Source organism: Veillonella sp. CHU740, from assembly GCF_003992055.1.
Lineage (GTDB): Bacteria > Bacillota > Negativicutes > Veillonellales > Veillonellaceae > F0422.
The window spans coordinates 111,495-130,831 of the sequence record NZ_RQVD01000002.1 but is presented as its reverse complement, the minus strand read 5'-3'; the positions used below and the strand labels follow the sequence as shown (position 1 = coordinate 130,831).

Here is a 19,337-nt window from a genome sequence, read left to right as displayed (position 1 = left end):
GGCTGTAACAAAATGTACATTTTACATGTTTGTTACAGCCCTTTTTGCAAGCAGAAACTACGAAGGTTTTTGAGACAGTAATATCTGCTATATAGATGCTCCTTTTATAGTGTAAGTGAAGTGTATGCTGTTGTTATGAGTACACTTATAATATGCAATTCGTGTAAAAATCGGGGGGGGGGTAGTATATAAGAAAAAAATTATCTAATATGATTGAAACTGCTTGATACTAATGATATTATGTATATGTATTCTTATCATTATTTCAGCAATCACAGGAAAAAAGTGTTCAAGCCTTCTATATAAGGTTTAGGTTGGACTGCATGGTTATGTGTGTATATGTATATGGGGTGTATTATGAAATGATATGACGTATTGCTATCTTGTATTACTCTTTCATTATTGACAAATGTGTGGACTGTATCCGCAGAGGTGATAACAAGAGACAAGTATACTGTGGTGTATTCAAATCCTGGAAAGGAAACGTCTTATACGTACGATGCAACTAAGGAAGATAAACCGTTGAATTTTTTAGCAATTTCTGCATTGGGAGGCACTAATAATATCACGATTAAAGGTAAATTAGAAGATTCTAATGGACCAGCTAGTACGTTCAATACCAATACATCAGTTGTGGGACTACGTGAAGGGGACTATCGTTTTTCACTTAATTCTAAGAAAGCTTATGAGCCATCATCAAGTATCTTGATATCTGATGGCGGTGTTGCTGGAGAGAATAATATTGTATTTGAGGATGTTACCGTTGACAATCATATCATGTCATCTGGGATTCAAACAGTGGATCAAATCAGTGTGAATAGTACCGGAAAGCAGGGCCTTGCGGCTGCGTCGATTACATTTAAAGGGGTGAATACCATCAACACCTTATTAGATGATCCAAAGCTAGATAATTATGCTAGAAAACAGTCAAATGGTATTCAATTATTTAATAATGGCACAACTGTAGGAAACTATCATATACATTCAGAAGCAGGATCTACATTGAATGTGAATGTTACGTCAGCTTCTAGTCATGCTCGTGGTATATTTGTGAATCATTATAATAATACGGTTAGATCAACGGCTGTAAAAAAAGAAACCCCCACTGTGACGGTGATGGAGTTTGATGGTGATGTTAATGTAAAAATAGATAGACATGGTCAAGAAGAGGCAGAAAATTATGGGATTGGTCTCACTTCCAGGGCGAGTAAAAGAGATCGGGATACAATTCCCGATGATTCTAAATTAGAAGCTATATTTAGAGGAAATCTCACTGTAGATGTAACACCTGTATATGATGCGCAGGGTAATCCTAAAAGCATTGGAGACGCTATTAGTGTGGACGGAAAAAATAGCAAAGTTGATATTGTAGGTGGACCCGATAAAGTGATTCAAATCAGAGGGGATATACATGCCTATAATAGTGGTATCGTTAATTTAAATTTAGGTAATAAAGACTCTTATTTTGAAGGCGAGGCTCATATAGGTAAAGAAAAGTTTACATCGAAGCAGAATCTATTTGATGAAACTGTCGATGCTGATGATAATGTCATCCTACGGGCACAGGATATTGAAAAATTTGAGAAACAGATTGAGGGCTGGAAAAAAACACTAGAGAAACCTACCCTATCTGCTAAAGTAAGAGAAAATCTTATGAAAAAGATTGCAGAGGCAGAAGCTTCTATCGAGAAAAGCAAATTGTATTTTGATGAGCATGGCATCATAAAAAATGATGTTATTGATAACACAAATAATGCGATTAATCTTACTATGAGCAATGGCGCTCACTGGAAAGTCACGAATGATTCCATGGTGAAAGATTTGGATTTAACCAAAGGTGCCATTGTAGAATTTGCAGGCGCTAACAAGTATGTCAATGTATCTGTAAAACATTTAATAGGGGATGCAGGAACACTGAAAATGAACGGGAATATTGTCAGTGGTGATTCTGATAGATTGGTGACTCGAAAAGGCAGTGATGGAGTCTATAATATTGTCTATAAAGATGATGGAACAGCTAAAACGAAGGGCCGTGAGCACTTAAAACTTGTAGAAAACTTAGGAGATTTGACTGACAATAAGGCCAAGTATAAATTACTGTATGGTACTACAGATCAAGGCGCCTATGAGTTCACTGTATCTAATTCTGAAACTTCAAAGATAGCCCAAATTGAACCAGATGGAAAGAATGATTTTTACTTAAATCCTACTGGTCGATTGAGTTCTGGAGCTCAGGCTGTTGAAGTACTACATAATATGATATACCAAAGTAATTTGGCTACCATGGGTACACTAGTACAACGATTAGGGGAAATACACCTAGATAAAAAGATGCACAAGTCTAATGACATTTGGGTAAAGTTAATTGGTGGTAAATATAGTAGCGATGGAGATGTAAAGGTAGGTAAATATAGCAATAACTATCACGGCATACAAGGTGGGTTTGATTGGCGAAGAAAGCATGGAGCATGGATTGCCTATCATGGACTTGATGTAGGTATGTTACAGGCCCGTGGCACACTAGATGAATTCAGTGGCTCTATTAAACTCACACAAGCTGCAATAGGTGGGTATTCCGCTTGGGTGCATCCGAAAACAAATATGTATGTTGATCTTGTGGGACGTATCGCTAATTACCGTGGTGGGTTCGACATGATAAACCGTTCTCATACAGATGTATCTTCTGATACTATGCACACTGTATCGTATCTCGGATCAGTTGAATTAGGTAGACGCTTCTATTTCAAGAAAAATGATACACGCAAGTATTATATAGAACCAGAAGCACAATTGACGTATCAAAGGATTGGTGGTTATCCTATGCATATGAAACATGGATTAATATCAGTGACAGATGATTTTAAAGGTTTAGTTCTGCGTATCGGTGCCAGAATTGGTATAGACAGTATCACACCAGGACATATTAATCCATATATTAAGATTATGCATGAACGAGAATTATGGGGAGATACAACGCATACCTTTAATGAAGTGGCTGTGGAAAAACCATCGAAACAAGATAGTTGGTTTACTTATGGATTTGGTGCATCCTATATCAGTAAAGATGAAAATAAACAATTTTATTTTGAAGCACAAGGGTCAACAAAACATAAGGTAAAACAAAATTGGCAAATTAATGCAGGATTTAGACATCGATTCTAATCGTAATACCTCACTATTGGGTCTCCAGTAGTGAGGTATTTGCGGGTTATAGGACAAAATGAGTTGGTTTTAATAGCAATGAGCCTAGTTAAACACTAGGCTCATTGAATTTTAAAGTTGTTTTAAAGAACTTTGAGGTAGGACAAAATGAGTTGGTAAAAAGTCTGAAACCCCTTGCAATTACAGGTCTGATTGATATTTAATTTTCCTAAATAATCTATCGTTAGGAGAGGTGAATAATGAATCAGATAAAATGTATAAATTGTGGATTTCCTTGTCATAAGTATGGGAAAACTAAAAAGGGAACTCAACGTTGGCAGTGTCGTGAATGTAAAACAGTATTTACGAATACTATTGATAGCACGATAAAACACTTTCACCAATTTCTTGCATGGTTGTTAAGCGGTAAAACACAAGATGAGATGTCTGTAAGTAGTCGGACATTTAGGCGAAATACAGTTCAATTTTGGGAAATATGGCCTATGCCACCTAAAATAGAGGCTCATCGGGATATAGTATATGTTGATGGCATTTATTTAGGACGAAAAGTATGTGTATTAATATGTTGTGATGATACACATGTCTTGGGATGGTATGTATGTAGATACGAACATGCAGCAGCATGGGGGGCATTATTACAAAGGATTGCCTCACCTACTATAGTGGTTACTGATGGTGGAGTTGGATTTAAAAAGGCCTGTAAGCGAATTTGGAAAAAGACTAGGATCCAAAGGTGTTTATACCATGTGTTTTGCCAGATTAAGCGATATACAACATCTAGGCCCAAAACATTAGCAGGAACAGAGTTATACGTATTAGCAAAAGACTTATTGGCTATCCATGGAATAGAAGAAATGAAAGCATGGGAAGAACGCTTTCAGAATTGGTCCAAGAGGTATAATACATTTTTGAGTGAAATGATTAGAGATGAGTATGGTAGTTTGCATCCTAAACATGAAAGACTAGTAAAAGCAGAACGGTCTCTTTGTCAGTTGGTGAAACAGGGTATACTATTTACCTATCTTAAAGATGCATTAGTTAATGAAAGAAAGTTGCCAGCTACAAATAACAGGATAGAAGGAGGTATTAATGCCCAATTAAGAGCTATGTTAAGGACCCATAGAGGGCTATCTGTTGAACGTAGGATAAAAGCGGTATTTTGGTGGTGTTATATGCGCTCTCCACATCCATTACCATACGATGAGATTCTCAAGGTAATGCCAACAGATAAAAGTATAGCTAAGATATATAAAGAGATGTCAGAAAGAGAAACTTTAGAAGATATGATCCCTACATGGGGAGATGCAATTGTATGGGGTGATCTACATAATTATGATATATCTATTACGAAAAACTGGGACTAGTCTACCAACTCATTTTGTCCTATAACCCGTATTTGCATTGTATGGTATAATAGAACAATAGCCGATGAACTAGGTTCATTCGATGAGTGAGGTACAAATGAAAGTTATCATTTCAACGTTGAATTCAAAATATATACATTCTTCTTTGGCGTTGCGCTATTTGCAGGCTTATGGAAGAACGAAAGACGAGGCATATGAGATAGTGGAGTACACTATTAATATGCCTATTTTAGATGTTTTAAATAATGTGACCACCTTAGATGCAGATGTAATAGGGTTTGCTTGTTATATTTGGAATATCGATATGACATTGCATCTTTGTTCTATGATTAAAGCGGTTCGTCCTAACGCGAAAATTATATTAGGTGGTCCAGAGGTGAGTTATACTGCTAGGGAATTATTAGAAGACCACCCATATATTGACTATATTGTGCAAGGGGAAGCTGAGGAAGCTTTTACTTCCTTTGTGAAAGTAATTCGTACAGGGCAATCTCCTGTTAATCCCGTCATACCTGGCATCTTAGGTAGAGAGCAAGGCAACATTCAAGGGTCGGAAGAGGCTGTAGAGGTGAAAGACCTAAGCACCATACCATTCCCGTACACAGAGGAAGATATGCTTACCTTAGGGAATAAAATTGTCTATTATGAATCTTCTCGTGGTTGTCCCTTTAGTTGCCAGTATTGTTTATCTGGAAATCGAAACACTGTACGATTCTTTCCACAAGAACGGGTACGTGAAGAGTTGGCTTGGTTCGTTGATCACAATGTGAAACAAGTGAAGTTTGTGGATCGTACGTTCAACTGTGCCCCTCATCATCACATTCCATTGATGGAGTGGATGCGTGACCATGGGGGCCAGACGAACTTTCACTTGGAAATGGAATCCATTTTAATGACTGAAAAAGAGGTAGATATTTTAAGTTCTACTCGTCATGGTCAAATACAGATAGAGGTAGGCGTTCAAAGTACTCATGATAAGACATTGGAGGCCATTCATCGTCGCAATGATTGGGGCCGTATTCAGTCCGTTATCCCTCCGATTATCAAGGCCGGGCGTACTCATGTGCATATGGACTTAATTGTAGGCTTGCCTTATGAAAGCAAAGCTATTTTTGAGAAATCTTTTAATGATCTGTTCAGTTTGCAACCCCATGCGTTGCAGATTGGATTTTTAAAGTTATTAAAAGGCTCTGGCGTGCGTTCTATGGCAGAGTACGAGTATATTGCGAATCCGAAAGCACCTTACGAAGTGTTACAAACCCATGTCTTACCATATGATGATGTACGCATGTTAAAACATTTTGAAGATGTGTTCGAACGATTCTATAATAGTGAACGGTATCGCACAGTATTTGGATACATTAGTGAAAGCTTGATCCAAGAGGGATCGGCCTTTGCCTATTTTGAAGAGATGACCAAGTTATGGTTAGAAAACGGGAATCAGGATAGAAAATTAAATGATGCTGATCAAATAGCATTCCTTTATGAGTTCTTTACCTTGAAAAGAGACCGAGTGGCCTGTGATTTACTGCGCTACGATGTGTTGACTTCTTTCAATGGTAAAATACGGGATGAACGATTTGGTTTATCGAAAGATAGAAAGCAAGAAATGCAAGAGGCAGAGGTATTCTGGCGTGAGGAAAGTTTAGTACAACAATATATCCCTAACTATTCCTTTGTGGAGTGGCGTAAAGTGAGACAAGATTACCACACGATAGAGGTGTGTGGTGCTACATTGCCATACTTAGGGATTCCAAGGGGTTCTTATAGTGCTGTAGAGGTCATCATTGACGTAAAAGGTGAGACGAAACCTTTTATACGCCATCAACAATGTGGGAAAATCCATCTAGATGATTTGGCACATACTACTAGTGTAACTATCAGCGAGGAGGTGTGATATGAGTGATACCACAAAGCCAAAGCGGTATCGTATGATATCTGCTTTTTACAAAGAGCGATATGGGGAAAAGGCTTATAAAATTCCAGTGGCACTGCCGTTGACGTGCCCTAATCGCGATGGATCAGCAGGTGTAGGTGGATGTACTTTCTGTGGTGAAATTGGAGCAGGCTATGAAAATCGACCAGCCTCTATGACGGTGAAACAGCAAATTGATGAAACCGTGGTGCATATTGCGAAAAAGTATAAAGCCTATAAATATATACCGTACTTTCAGAATTTTAGTAATACCTATTTACCACTAGAGAAGTTCCGCCAGTATGTGGAAGAAGCGTGTTTAGAACATGTAGTAGGCATTGCCATTGCCACACGTCCGGACTGTGTACATGATGCCTATTTAGATATTTTAAAAGATATACAAAACAAATATGGTATTGATATCTATGTAGAATTAGGCTTACAATCGGTGAACTATCATACATTACAAAAAGTAAACCGAGGACATACGATGGCGGAGTTTATCGATGCAGTATTGCGCATCAAGCGTTATGGATTTGAAGTGTGTGCTCATATGATACTGAACCTTCCATGGGACACCATGGACGATGTTATTGAAGGAGCGAAAACTTTATCTGCATTACAGGTAGACCAAGTGAAGCTTCATGCATTATACTTAGTAAAGAATACGAAAATGGCACGTGATTATGAGGCTGGTGAATTTACCTTAATCAGTGCAGAAGAATACGCTCGACGAGTGGTAGAATTTTTACGCTACCTAGATCCTAAAATCGTGTTACAACGACTGGTGGGACGTGCGCCAGAGGAAAATACGATTTTTACCAATTGGTCTATGGGCTGGTGGCGCGTACAAGATTTGATTGATCAAATTATGGAAGACGAAGATATTTCTCAAGGCAGCGGTTATGATTATTTACATGGCGCTGCGGTTCAAAAATTTCTGTGAAAGGGAGCATATGGCTAATCAGAGATTTACCATACCTACTTATGACATGGTAGGACCTATCGTGGGACCTCAAGGATCTCACATGAAAGTATTAGAAGAACTAGTAACAGTAGATATATTACATCGAGATACTATTGTGGATATAACAGGTTCAGAGGAATCTGTACAAGTAGCAATGGAAGTGTTAGATGTACTGTTATACTTGTTTAAAAATCATATTAAAATCATCGATCATCATGTGCGAACAGCTACCACGATGATCTTGAAAGGCGAAAAAGAATCACTTTTTCAGCTATATGAAGATACTATCAATGTGACTGTGAAGGGGAATCCTATTATTCCTAAAACAGTGGGCCAAAAACAATATGTAGATAGTATCCGTCGCAATACGATCACCTTTGGCATTGGTCCTGCGGGAACAGGAAAAACCTATTTAGCTGTTGCACTGGCAGCATTTTACTTGAAAAATCGTGAAGTGGATCGTATTATTTTGACGAGACCTGCCGTAGAGGCAGGGGAAAAGCTGGGTTATTTACCAGGAGATTTGCAAGAAAAAGTAGATCCTTATTTACGTCCTCTCTATGATGCTTTACATGATATGTTCGGTGTAGAACGAGTGCAGAAGATGCTCTTACAAGGGACTATCGAGGTAGCACCATTGGCTTACATGCGTGGTCGCACCTTGGAACGTTCCTTTGTTATTCTTGATGAAGGGCAGAATACGACGCCAGAACAGATGAAGATGTTTTTAACACGATTGGGTTATCAATCGAAAATGGTGGTCAATGGGGATCCTACGCAAATCGACTTGCCACCGAAGATAACATCTGGTTTAATTGAAGCAGAGCAAGTATTGCAACGAATCAAGGGGATTCGGTCTATTTATTTCTCAGACCAAGATGTAGTACGTCATGATTTGGTAGGGCGCATTGTGAAAGCCTATGAAGAATATCAACTTTCAGAGAAAGGGAAACAAGAATGATTGTAAGTATTTCCTATGATGAGGGAATCGAACAGAATAGCACTTATGAGGAAGTCATTCAACGGTGCTGTAATGAAGTGGCTCGTGTGTATGGATTACACGAGGAAGATGAATATAGTGTGCTCCTCTGTAACAACGGAAAAATTCAGGAATTAAATCGTGAATACCGTGGTAAAGATATGCCTACAGATGTGTTATCGTTTGCCCTCAATGAAGGAGATGAAGCTTCTATCGAGGAAGAAGGACAGTTATTAGGGGATATTGTCATTTCCCTAGAGCGAGCGGCAGAGCAAGCGAAAGAGTATAATCATGATTTTATTCGTGAACTTGCCTATTTAACTGTTCATAGCTGCTTACACATTTTAGGGTATGACCATATGACAGATGAAGATAAAAAAGAAATGCGCACAGAAGAAGAGTTTGTACTTGGTAATTTAGGTTATGTACGAGAGGATATGCCATATAATGAATAGTGGAAAAGGATTTAAATCAGGCTTTGTAGCCGTTGTAGGACGACCAAATGTAGGAAAGTCTACATTAATAAATGCATTGATTGATGATAAAATTGTCATCGTATCTGATAAAGCGCAAACAACACGGAACCGTATTGTTTGTGTTTATACAGATGAAAAGAAACAAATCGTATTCATGGATACACCGGGCATACATAAGCCAAAACATAAATTAGGTGAATTCATGGTAGACCAAGCGGTAGATTCTTTGCGTGAAGTAGAAGCTGTATTATTTGTGGTAGCAGCGAATGAAAAACGTGGCCCTGGAGATAACTTCGTCATTGAGCAATTGCGTAAGGTGAATGTACCAGTGTTCCTCATTGTGAACAAAATTGATACGATGGAAAAACAAGACTTGTTGGAGGCTATTGTATCCTATGAAAATAGCTATCCTTTTGAGGCGGTTGTGCCGATTTCTGCAAAAGAAAAAGACAATATTGAAGAAGTGGTAAACTTACTAGAAAAACATTTACCAGAAGGTCCGAAATACTTCCCAGATGATATGATTACAGATCAACCCGAACGTTTGATTATCTCTGATATTGTGCGTGAAAAAATCCTGTTACAGACTCATGATGAAATTCCCCATGCTATCGCTGTCGATGTAGATGAAATGAAAACGAGAGACGATGGCACGACCTATGTACGAGCTACTATTTACGTAGAACGAGATTCCCAAAAAGGTATCATCATTGGTAAACAAGGAGCTATGTTAAAAACTATTGGCCGCCAAGCTCGTGGTGATGTAGAGCGTTTATTGGCTACAAAAGTATTCCTAGATTTATGGGTAAAAGTGAAAAAAGATTGGCGCAATAAATCTGGTATGTTGTCGGAATTAGGATATCGTAATTAAATAGTAAGGTATATAATATTACTCATCATGTTATATCCAGTATAGGGTATTTGAATACAGGGTCTATCTCGGTCCTAAGAAGTTGTCAACAATATAAGATACATGTATAGGTATACAAGTTATTAATAGGAAAGGAATGATTTATATCGATACCCCCGTCACGGGTGGCATGATTCTATTTGCCATCTTTTGTATTTTAATTATTAGTGTATTTGTGATTAGTAAGTTTTCTTTTGCTCGTCTTCGCGAAGAACATTTAGAAGATATGGATACATTGAGCGATGGAAAAAAAGAAGAATTACGAGAGTTATATCAACGACCTGAACGGTTTATGAATACGTCTACATTCTTTATTTTGTTTTTTATTATCGTCTTAGCTGTGTATGTGGGGCGATATTTAGAAGTTAGTACAGATGTTATACTGCAACAGCTAGGATTTTATGATACAACCTATGCGATTGTAGTAGAGTGGATTGTATTAGCATTATTTGCGGTAATAGTGCTCATATTCGGTGAAATTATTCCGAAAGGGTTAGCGCTATCCTTTCCAGAACGTTATGTAGGCTTCAGTGTAACTATCGTTCGTATGGTTGGGAAAATAGTATTACCCTTTGTATATTTAGCAGAGTGGATTGGAAATACTATATTAAAAACTTTCAAAGCTCCGTATCGTACAGAAATTGACCTTGTTCATACAGAAGAAGAAATCCGTGCGTTGGTGAGCCGTAGCCATCAACAAGGTGAAATTGACCATGTAGAAGGTGAGCTCATCGACAATGTATTTGACTTTGTTGACCGCATTGCAAAAGAAGTTATGATTCCTCGGCAAGATGTGGTATGTGTATACACCCAAGATAGTTTTGAAGAGACCATGCATATCGTATCCTCTACAAGCCATACGAGATATCCATTGTGTTTAGAAGACAAAGATCATATTATCGGTCTTGTCCATATTAAGGACTTAATGGAACGTCGTGAAGAAGCAAGTAAAGATTTACGTTCCATACGTCGTAATATTCTTATCATTCCAGAAGTGATGAAGTTATCTGTTCTATTACAACACATGCGGACACGTCGTATTTATCAAGCTATTGTGGTGGATGAATACGGTGGTATGGTAGGCTTAGTAGGTTTAGAAGATATCCTAGAAGAACTGGTTGGAGATATTCAAGATGAGCATGAACGTGATCTACCGGCTATTGTGGAAAATTCCAACGGTACTTACAATTTTGCCGGAAAAGTATTAGTTGATGAAGTGGAAGATCTATTAGATATTTCCTTCGGTGATGTGGACGAAGATACTATTGGTGGTGTTATATTTGGTATGTTAGAACGAACTCCAGCCGTTGGTGATGTGATCACCGTAGATGGATATACTTTCACAGTCACAGAAATGCAGGGATATCGTATCGAACGTGTATATGCCGTGCCAGTGCCTGTTGAAGAAAATATAGATGACGAATCAAATTAATAGATACTGTATGCAAGAATCATGCGGATTTTATGTTTGTGTAGACTATATAGAGTATGTATATGTAGAAGAATATCAAGAGTATATACAAGGATAATACATGTATTGCTGAATTAGTAGTAATATACTGTTAAGTGTGAGGTATTGTAGATGAAAGCAAATACATTTACCAGCGAAGCCATCGTACTGTGGCGTAAAAAACGAAAATACTATAGTATTTATGCATTCCTCACGAAGTTAGAAGGCATTATACTTTGCTCTGTGCCTCATAAACGTAAAGCTAACTATAAAGAAGGAGCGTATTTGCAACCTTTAAGCCGTTTATATTTGACCGTAGCTCCTAACGGAGACATGTACGATATTATCCAGATAGATGGGATTTCTACACGTGATTATGAAAGTTTAGAAGATATTTCCTATGCTACCTTTAGCGGTGAACTAGTAAGTGCTTTGTTTGAAAAAGGTAAATTAGACCGCAGTGTATATACAAATATGAGCCGATTTTTACAAGCCATACAAGATAAACCAGTACGATTAGGATCTATTGTATTAGGTTGGCATATGTTAAGCATTGCTGGATTCGTGCCTCAAGGGTCACATTTTCAAGATCCAGAGACCATAGTAAGCTTATGTGATGAACTCTATGAAACCTGTCAATATGTAGTGAAACAAGAGTTACAACAAGGTATAACAATGCTTTTGAACTATGATTGGATTCCTACAAGGCCTTTACGTCTTACTGCGAATCAATGGGATCAATTAGAAATTCTATTACGGAAACTTTTGACATATCAACTAGGATATACATTGCATAGCATTGAGTTTTTAGAGACGATGATATAATTAATAAAAACGCGGTCATGTGACCGCGTTTTGTTATTATAAGATACTAAAATAGTTCTATGATAAAATGTAGTTTCTAAAAGTAATGTATAATAAAGTATTAAATATTTAATAAATCGGTATGGGTACCAGTATCTACTAATGTAAGAGTTAAGATATCATCTTCTAACATATAAATTAATAGCCAATCTGGTTGAATATGACATTCTCTAAAACCTTTGAACTTACCTTTGAGGGCGTGATCATGATATTTTTCTGGAAGTGTATCTCCATTTGCAAGCATGTACACCACTGAATCTAAGAGGGAAAGATTTAGACCTCTTTTTTTCATAAGTTTATAACTTTTCTTGTATGCAGTAGTAAACTTAATTGTAAACATATTATGCCTCTAATGCTTCTTTTAGATCTTCTATGGTAGTATAACCAATTACATTAGGATTGTTAGATAAAAGTATAGCTTCATTCATAGCATCTAATACTTTAGTGGAATAGTTTGGTACTTCTATTGAAAATGGAATTCCACCTCGTAGTATACATTGGTTTAAAAACATATTTACAGCACTAGACATATCTAAACCGAGTAATCCAAAAAGTTCAGTAGCTTCTTTCTTTACATGTTCGTCGATACGTATTTGTGTAGGAATTGTAGCCATAGTCTTACCTCCTTTTTTCTTATTTTACTACATTCAGTTTACAATGTAAATTAAATGTAGTTATAAAATAATAAGGGGAATATTAACTTTTGCTCAATTTGCTAATGATATAGGCTGTTACAATGGTTGCCAATGATGTTCCTACGATGGTAGATAAGCTAGCTCCTAAGAATGGGTTACTATCGAGGAAACGATGGTACATAACAGTGCCGGATGCCCAACAAATGATGTATAGTGTTGGACCATGGTCAAGGTGTGGACAACGGCGTAATAAGAAATAATGGGTTAATAAAATAGCAATCATAGGAGCAAATACAGATCCGATGGTGTATAAGAATGGTATGATATTATCCATTGGATAAACGGATGCACCGATGGTACCGATGATGGTAACGATAATACCGATGGTACGACCAGAGTATTTAGATTGCAAGCTTTCAGAGGAAATACCAGCAGATAAGGCATCCATAAAAGTAGTTGTGACAGTAGAGAATACGATGATAATTAATCCACCAAATCCTAAGCCAGCATGAAGAAGTACCTTTGCAATGTTGCTTTCATTTGTATAGAGTGCAGCAGCAAGGCCTAACACATACATGACAGAACTAGTTACACCATACACAATGGCACTAGCCGCAGTACCTGCTACAGGGTTCTTGGATAATCGAGTGTAATCGCTGATTAGTGGTAGCCAAGATAATGGCATAGCAATGGATAATTCTAAGGCCGCTGTGAAAGTCATTTCATCAGTGATGATTCCTTGGCTATGAATGGAACTTTCTTGTAATAAGCTAATCAACAAATAGATACAGAGGATACCTAAGCCGTAGCCCATGATACTGTTGATATAGCCCATGTTACGGATACCGATAAAGAGCCATACAATGATGAGAGCACCTATAATGACAGTCCAGGCAGTGAATGGTAGATTCCATAACTCTACGGCACCAAGAGCACCGTCATAAATCATAATACCGGTCCAACCGATCAGTTGTAGAACGTTTAAAATGGAAAACAATTTCATGCCTCCATTGCCAAAGACAGTGGATACAGTTTGCATAGAACTCATGTGTTCACGAGCGCCGATGAGTCCAGCGCCAAATAATAACAAACAGCCGATGACGTGACCGATGATGATGGCTAATAGTCCGTCCGAAAATCCTAGAGGCGCAAAATAGGTGCCTGTCATAATTTCTGCAATGGAAAGAGCGGCGCCGAACCAAATGAGGGACAACCGCGATGATGAAAGTTTTGAATCAGTCATGAATACTCCTATCCATGCCAGTGGGAACAAAAAAGACTAATCCAAAATGATTAGCCTGTAGATGATAGATATTCTTAAGAGACCTAGTAGTACAAGAAGGATCCATATAGTAATATGTCCTTGTGTATTTGTATAGGTACTATAAAAAATATACTAATATATCCCTACGTTGGCATTATCCAAATCAGGTTATGGGTTACAGCACATAGCTGACTCTCAGCCCGCTTTTGCGAGCACCCCTTATAGATGTATTATACGAATTGAATGATACTACGTCAATAGGAATTTATATTGCATTGGATCCTATTTCATGTTATAACTAAATTAATATAAGAACCACTAGGGGTGCTTATGCTGAGATTGATGAGTGTCAAAACCCTAGACCTGAACCAGATAATGCTGGCGTAGGAAAGTGGATGGCATCGAATACTAGGAATTGTACAAGAACCGTCCCAAGGATTGGTTCTTTTTTGTTACTAGTAAAGGAGATACCTATGAAATTACATAGAGCATTAACGATTGCAGGAACAGATCCAACAGGTGGTGCAGGGGTGATGGCGGACTTGAAAAGTTTTCAAAGTCGTCACGTCTATGGCATGGCTGTCATTACATCCGTGGTGGCACAAAACACAAGAGGTGTAACGCAAATTGCCCATATGGATGTATCCATGATTGAAGCACAGTTACAATCGGTGTATACAGACATTATACCAGAAGCAGTGAAAACGGGTATGTTAGCCACAGCAGAAATGATGGAACTCATAGGAACATATATAGATCCTAAGGTACCCTATGTGTTAGACCCTGTGATGATTGCCACCAGTGGGGATCGATTGATTTCCGATGAGGCGGTGAAAGCTTTACAAAGCAAATTGATTCCGAAAGCGACCTTGATTACACCGAACCGTAGTGAAGCTGAGGTATTGGCAGATATGAAAATTGATACAGTAGAAGCTTTGCATACAGCAGGGATACGCATTTTACAAGAATTAGGCCCTCAAGCGGTGATCATCAAAGGTGGTCACATCGGTGAGGAGGCTACAGATTACTTGTTTACAAAAGATACTATGTCCATGCGACGCTCTTGGACAAGTCCTAAATATGACACAGTACACACCCATGGTACAGGTTGTACATTCTCTGCTGTTATAGCAGCAGAACTTGCCAAAGGGAAATCCCTAGAAGAAGCCATTACCATTGGTAAAGAATATATTCGGTTAGCTATCTTACATAACCCTGGATTGGGAACTGGGAATGGACCTGTGAATCATATGGCCTATGGAGATGAGTATTCTGAATAATCTATCCAGTTCTATAGGTATGATGCAAGTCATATCGAATAGTTTGAGTATCGTGGTATACTATAACTAATCTTTATAGTTGGGATTAAAGAAACGAGGATTATTTTGAAACATCATGATATAGATATAGTGCGATCCATGATGGGGTTGTACTTCATTTGTGGGACACCTAACACTAAGGATATTCACAAGACCCTTACAGAAGCTTGTAAAGGCGGTATTACTTGCTTTCAACTTCGTGAAAAAGGAGAAGGTGCTTTAGTAGGTGACGAAAAAGAACAGTTGGCACGGGAGTTACAGAAAATTTGCAAAGAATATGGAGTTCCTTTCATCATCAATGATGATGTAAAATTAGCTCAAAAGATAGGCGCTGATGGCGTTCATGTTGGTCAAGATGATATGGACCTTGAAGAAGTACGCAAACGATTGCCTCACGCTATTGTGGGTACGTCCATTAATTCTGTGGAAGAGTTAGAGAATACAAAGTTGGACTATGTGGATTATATCGGTGTAGGTCCTATGTATGCGACAAGCACAAAGAAAGATGCCAAAGCCGTGCGAGGGCCAGAATTAATTTTAGCCTTACGTGCTCATAATCCGACTATCCCTATGGTGGCCATTGGTGGCATTAATCGAGATAATTTTGATGATGTGTTAGCGGAACCAGTGGACGGTATTGCGGTAATCTCAGCTATTACGGAAATGGAAGATATCGAATATGAAACGGCCATGTGGATAGAGAACATGGAATGGTGTAAGATGTTCTTGGAAAAATAATATACAGAACATATTGCTAGACTATTGTGGAATAGGGGGATAGTAAAAGTAATTAAGAACTTACATCACTGATTCAGCGGATACACCTTGACACTAATCCCTTTTATCCATACAATAGTATATATACATAGGCGATGAAGCAGAGGAGTATACTCCCGTTAGCGAGTGAGGATGGTGAAAGCTCACAATTGAGTAGAAGGCGCTGTGGAGCATGGGCAGGAACGTTGTACCATACTAGGTATGGGCAATTAGTAAAGGCTATTTTTTAAAAGAGGGCATTAGCCAATTAGGGTGGAACCGCGGGTATATCTCGTCCCTGTAGCGATTTTCGTTGCAGGGACTTTTTTTATTCCCTGTAAAACATAAGGAGGAATGGAAATGACATTTCAAGAGATGATTTTTACACTCCAAAACTTCTGGGGTGAACAAGGTTGTATTTTACAACAACCATATGACATTGAAAAAGGGGCGGGTACGATGAACCCAGCCACATTCTTACATGCCTTAGGACCTGAACCTTGGTCTGTATGTTATGTAGAACCATCCCGCCGTCCAGCAGACGGACGTTATGGTGACAATCCAAACCGTTTATTCCAACATCATCAATTCCAAGTTATCATCAAACCTTCTCCAGACAATATTCAAGAATTATACTTGCAAAGTTTGGCTGCTCTTGGCATTCATGCAGAAGATCATGATATCCGTTTCGTAGAAGATAACTGGGAGTCTCCAACATTAGGCGCTTGGGGCCTTGGTTGGGAAGTATGGTTAGATGGCATGGAAGTAACGCAATTTACCTATTTCCAACAAGTGGGATCTATCGATGTAAAACCAGTATCTGTAGAAATCACATATGGTTTAGAACGTTTGGCTATGTACATTCAAGGCGTAGAAAATGTATACGATTTGCAATGGAATGAACAATACACATATGGCGATGTATGGCATGCGAACGAAGTAGAACAATCTACATACAGCTTTGAATTAGCCGATACAGATATGTTGTTCAAATTATTTGACATGTACGAAGCAGAGGCTACACGTGTATGTCAATTGGGCTTTGTGTTGCCGGCTTACGATTATGTGTTGAAATGTTCCCATACATTCAACTTGCTAGATGCACGTGGTGCTATTTCTATTTCTGAAAGAACAGCTTTCATCGGTCGTGTTCGTAACATGGCTCGTATTTGTGCACAAAATTATTTGGCGAAACGAGAAGAACTTGGTTTCCCATTGTTGAAAGGAGATAAATAAGATGGCTAAGGATTTACTCTTTGAAATTGGGGCAGAAGAAATTCCTGCAGGATTTTTGCCAAATATTATCAAACAATTAGGTGAATTAGCAACAGCTGCATTGGCGGAACGTCACATTCCACATGGCGCTGTAAAAGTCTATGCCACACCTCGCCGTGTTGCATTATTTATCAATGACGTAGCAGAACGTGGTGAAGATGTTCACGAAACTCATAAAGGTCCATCTGTGTCTATTGCCTATGATGCTGACGGCAATGCTACAAAAGCGGCCATCGGTTTTGCTCGTGGCAAAGGATTAGATGTATCTGAACTGAAAGTAGTAGATGGTTACATCTTTGCAGATACAACGACAGCTGGTTTAGATACAAAAGAAGTATTATCTGACGTATTGCCATCCTTGATTACAAGTTTAAGTTTCCCTAAATCCATGCATTGGGGTGATTTAGAAGAACGTTTTGTTCGTCCAGTACGTTGGTTAGTGGCATTATTTGGACAAGACGTAGTACCAGTGACATTTGCCAATGTAACAAGTACAAATGTTAGCCGTGGTCATCGTTTCCTTGGTGAATCTGAGTTGACTATTACAGAACCAAAAGACTATGTAGATACATTGAATAAAAACTTCATTATGATCGACCAAGATGTACGTCGTGAGACAATTCGTAAACAATTAACAGAATTGGCAGCCACTAAAGGGGCTACTGTGGTGTGGGATGAAGATTTATTAGATGAAGTTACTTTCCTAGTAGAATATCCAACAGCACTTTGTGGTACTTTCGATGAAAGCTACTTAACATTGCCATCTGATTGCATCATTACACCAATGAAAGACCATCAACGGTATTTCCCAATGGTGGATAGCAAAGGAACATTACTTCCTATGTTCTTAACAGTTCGCAACGGCGATAGCAAATCTTTAGATGTGGTAGCAGCTGGTAATGAACGTGTACTTCGTGCTCGTTTAGACGATGCGAAATTCTTCTTTAATGAAGACCGTAAAACTCCATTAGCTGGTCGTTATGAAGCATTGACAAAAATTGTCTTCCAAGAAGGTTTGGGCAATTTAAAAGATAAAACAGAACGTCTCTTAACATTAGGTGCTGCCTTAGCACAAGAAGTAGGCTTTACAGATACAGTTACGTTAGAACGCGCTACACATCTTGCTAAAACCGACTTAACGACAGGCATGGTAAGTGAATTTACTGAATTGCAAGGTATTATGGGTAAAGAATATGCTTTACTAGATGGCGAAACACCAGCTGTAGGAGAGGCTATTTTTGAACAATACTTGCCTCGTTTTGCAGGGGATATCTTGCCAAGTACCGATGCAGGTCGTATTTTGAGTATCGTTGACAAAGTGGATACCATTGTAGCTACTTTCAGCCGTGGTTTAATCCCTACAGGCTCCCAAGATCCATATGCATTGCGCCGTCAAACGATCGGTATCATCAACATCTTGATGGATAGCAAATGGTCTTTATCCATGCGCCCAATTTGGGTAAAAGCAATGGAATTATTAGGTGTGGCTAGTGAAAAACAAGAAGAATTACTAGGTCAATTAGAAAACTTCTTCATCCTTCGTTTGAAAAATATCTTGTTAGAACAAGGTATGCCATATCAAGTGGTAGATATCGTATTGAGCCAAGAGACTGTCACAGTTGCCTTAGCAGAAGGTTTAGGACAAGCGTTAACAGCTAATCGTCTTGATGAAAACGAGCCATTAATGCAGGCTTACACACGTATCTTTAATATGGTGAAAGATGTGACTTTCACAGGCGTTAACGAATCCTTGTTAAAAGAAGATTCTGAAAAAGCCTTGTACAAAGCGGCATTACCGGTATATACAACGAATCGCAATGCCTTAGAAGCTGGGGACTATGTGAAAGCTGTAAGTTTAGCAGAATCCTTGGTGCCATACATTGAAACATTCTTTGAACATGTTATGGTTATGGATAAAGATGAAGCTGTGAAACAAAATCGTCTTCAATTATTGCGTATGACTTACGAAGTAAGTAACTTAGGCAAATTGAAGTAGGTTCT

Annotated in this window: 16 protein-coding genes and 2 riboswitches; of the genes, 13 read left to right on the top strand and 3 right to left on the bottom strand. The window is 38.4% G+C overall.

Translation table 11 applies throughout. The features are described 5' to 3' along the window. The first annotated feature begins 522 nt into the window (after positions 1–522). From EO115_RS01955 to EO115_RS01915, 9 genes are all read left to right on the top strand, one after another. On the top strand, positions 523–3,162 hold the full coding sequence (locus tag EO115_RS01955) for an autotransporter outer membrane beta-barrel domain-containing protein (RefSeq protein WP_126937306.1): 2,640 nt from the start codon (positions 523–525) through the stop codon (positions 3,160–3,162). A 239-nt stretch (positions 3,163–3,401) separates the two neighbouring features. Next, a complete protein-coding gene (locus EO115_RS01950; protein WP_126937305.1) occupies positions 3,402–4,526 on the top strand; it encodes an IS1249 family transposase in 1,125 nt (374 codons plus the stop codon). Between the two features lie 97 nt (positions 4,527–4,623). After that, positions 4,624–6,423: a DUF4080 domain-containing protein gene (locus tag EO115_RS01945; RefSeq protein ID WP_371413239.1), complete on the top strand. Its 1,800-nt coding sequence runs from the start codon at positions 4,624–4,626 to the stop codon at positions 6,421–6,423. Position 6,424: 1 nt separating this feature from the next. Then, positions 6,425–7,387: a TIGR01212 family radical SAM protein gene (locus EO115_RS01940; protein ID WP_126937304.1), complete on the top strand. Its 963-nt coding sequence runs from the start codon at positions 6,425–6,427 to the stop codon at positions 7,385–7,387. 10 nt (positions 7,388–7,397) lie between these two features. Beyond that, entirely contained in the window at positions 7,398–8,369 is a 972-nt protein-coding gene (locus tag EO115_RS01935) for a PhoH family protein (protein WP_126937303.1), read from the top strand. Further along, positions 8,366–8,842, top strand: coding sequence for an rRNA maturation RNase YbeY (gene ybeY, locus EO115_RS01930; RefSeq protein WP_126937302.1), 477 nt, complete (start codon positions 8,366–8,368; stop codon positions 8,840–8,842). Before EO115_RS01935 ends, ybeY begins: the two co-directional genes overlap by 4 nt. Continuing rightward, on the top strand, positions 8,835–9,734 hold the full coding sequence (gene era / locus EO115_RS01925) for a GTPase Era (RefSeq protein WP_126937301.1): 900 nt from the start codon (positions 8,835–8,837) through the stop codon (positions 9,732–9,734). The genes ybeY and era overlap by 8 nt, the downstream gene beginning before the upstream one ends. 136 nt (positions 9,735–9,870) lie before the next feature. Further along, positions 9,871–11,205 carry a hemolysin family protein gene (locus EO115_RS01920; protein WP_240628899.1) on the top strand — a complete coding sequence of 445 codons (1,335 nt, stop codon included), beginning with the start codon at positions 9,871–9,873 and terminating at the stop codon, positions 11,203–11,205. A 150-nt stretch (positions 11,206–11,355) separates the two neighbouring features. Continuing rightward, positions 11,356–12,048 carry a DNA repair protein RecO gene (locus tag EO115_RS01915; RefSeq protein ID WP_126937300.1) on the top strand — a complete coding sequence of 231 codons (693 nt, stop codon included), beginning with the start codon at positions 11,356–11,358 and terminating at the stop codon, positions 12,046–12,048. Positions 12,049–12,148: 100 nt separating this feature from the next. On the opposite strand, the gene EO115_RS01910 is transcribed toward EO115_RS01915, so the two are convergent. From EO115_RS01910 to cytX, 3 genes are all read right to left on the bottom strand, one after another. After that, on the bottom strand, positions 12,149–12,427 hold the full coding sequence (locus tag EO115_RS01910) for a type II toxin-antitoxin system YafQ family toxin (RefSeq protein ID WP_126937299.1): 279 nt from the start codon (positions 12,425–12,427) through the stop codon (positions 12,149–12,151). 1 nt (position 12,428) lies between these two features. Continuing rightward, on the bottom strand, positions 12,429–12,701 hold the full coding sequence (locus tag EO115_RS01905) for a type II toxin-antitoxin system RelB/DinJ family antitoxin (RefSeq protein ID WP_126937298.1): 273 nt from the start codon (positions 12,699–12,701) through the stop codon (positions 12,429–12,431). 82 nt (positions 12,702–12,783) lie between these two features. Continuing rightward, on the bottom strand, positions 12,784–13,965 hold the full coding sequence (gene cytX, locus EO115_RS01900; protein ID WP_126937297.1) for a putative hydroxymethylpyrimidine transporter CytX: 1,182 nt from the start codon (positions 13,963–13,965) through the stop codon (positions 12,784–12,786). Positions 13,966–14,109: 144 nt separating this feature from the next. Beyond that, a riboswitch (TPP riboswitch) is annotated at positions 14,110–14,216 on the bottom strand. Between the two features lie 80 nt (positions 14,217–14,296). Then, positions 14,297–14,393, top strand: a riboswitch (TPP riboswitch). 66 nt (positions 14,394–14,459) lie between these two features. On the opposite strand from cytX, the gene thiD reads away from it, so the two are divergent. From thiD to glyS, 4 genes are all read left to right on the top strand, one after another. Beyond that, positions 14,460–15,266, top strand: a complete 807-nt coding sequence (gene thiD / locus EO115_RS01895; protein WP_126937296.1) for a bifunctional hydroxymethylpyrimidine kinase/phosphomethylpyrimidine kinase — start codon at positions 14,460–14,462, stop codon at positions 15,264–15,266. A gap of 105 nt (positions 15,267–15,371) precedes the next feature. Further along, entirely contained in the window at positions 15,372–16,043 is a 672-nt protein-coding gene (gene thiE / locus EO115_RS01890; RefSeq protein WP_206168422.1) for a thiamine phosphate synthase, read from the top strand. 378 nt (positions 16,044–16,421) lie between these two features. Continuing rightward, a complete protein-coding gene (gene glyQ / locus EO115_RS01885; RefSeq protein WP_009354040.1) occupies positions 16,422–17,297 on the top strand; it encodes a glycine--tRNA ligase subunit alpha in 876 nt (291 codons plus the stop codon). A gap of 1 nt (position 17,298) precedes the next feature. Then, positions 17,299–19,332 (top strand): glycine--tRNA ligase subunit beta, encoded by a 2,034-nt coding sequence (gene glyS, locus EO115_RS01880; RefSeq protein ID WP_126937295.1) that lies wholly within the window; start codon positions 17,299–17,301, stop codon positions 19,330–19,332. Positions 19,333–19,337: the final 5 nt, after the last annotated feature.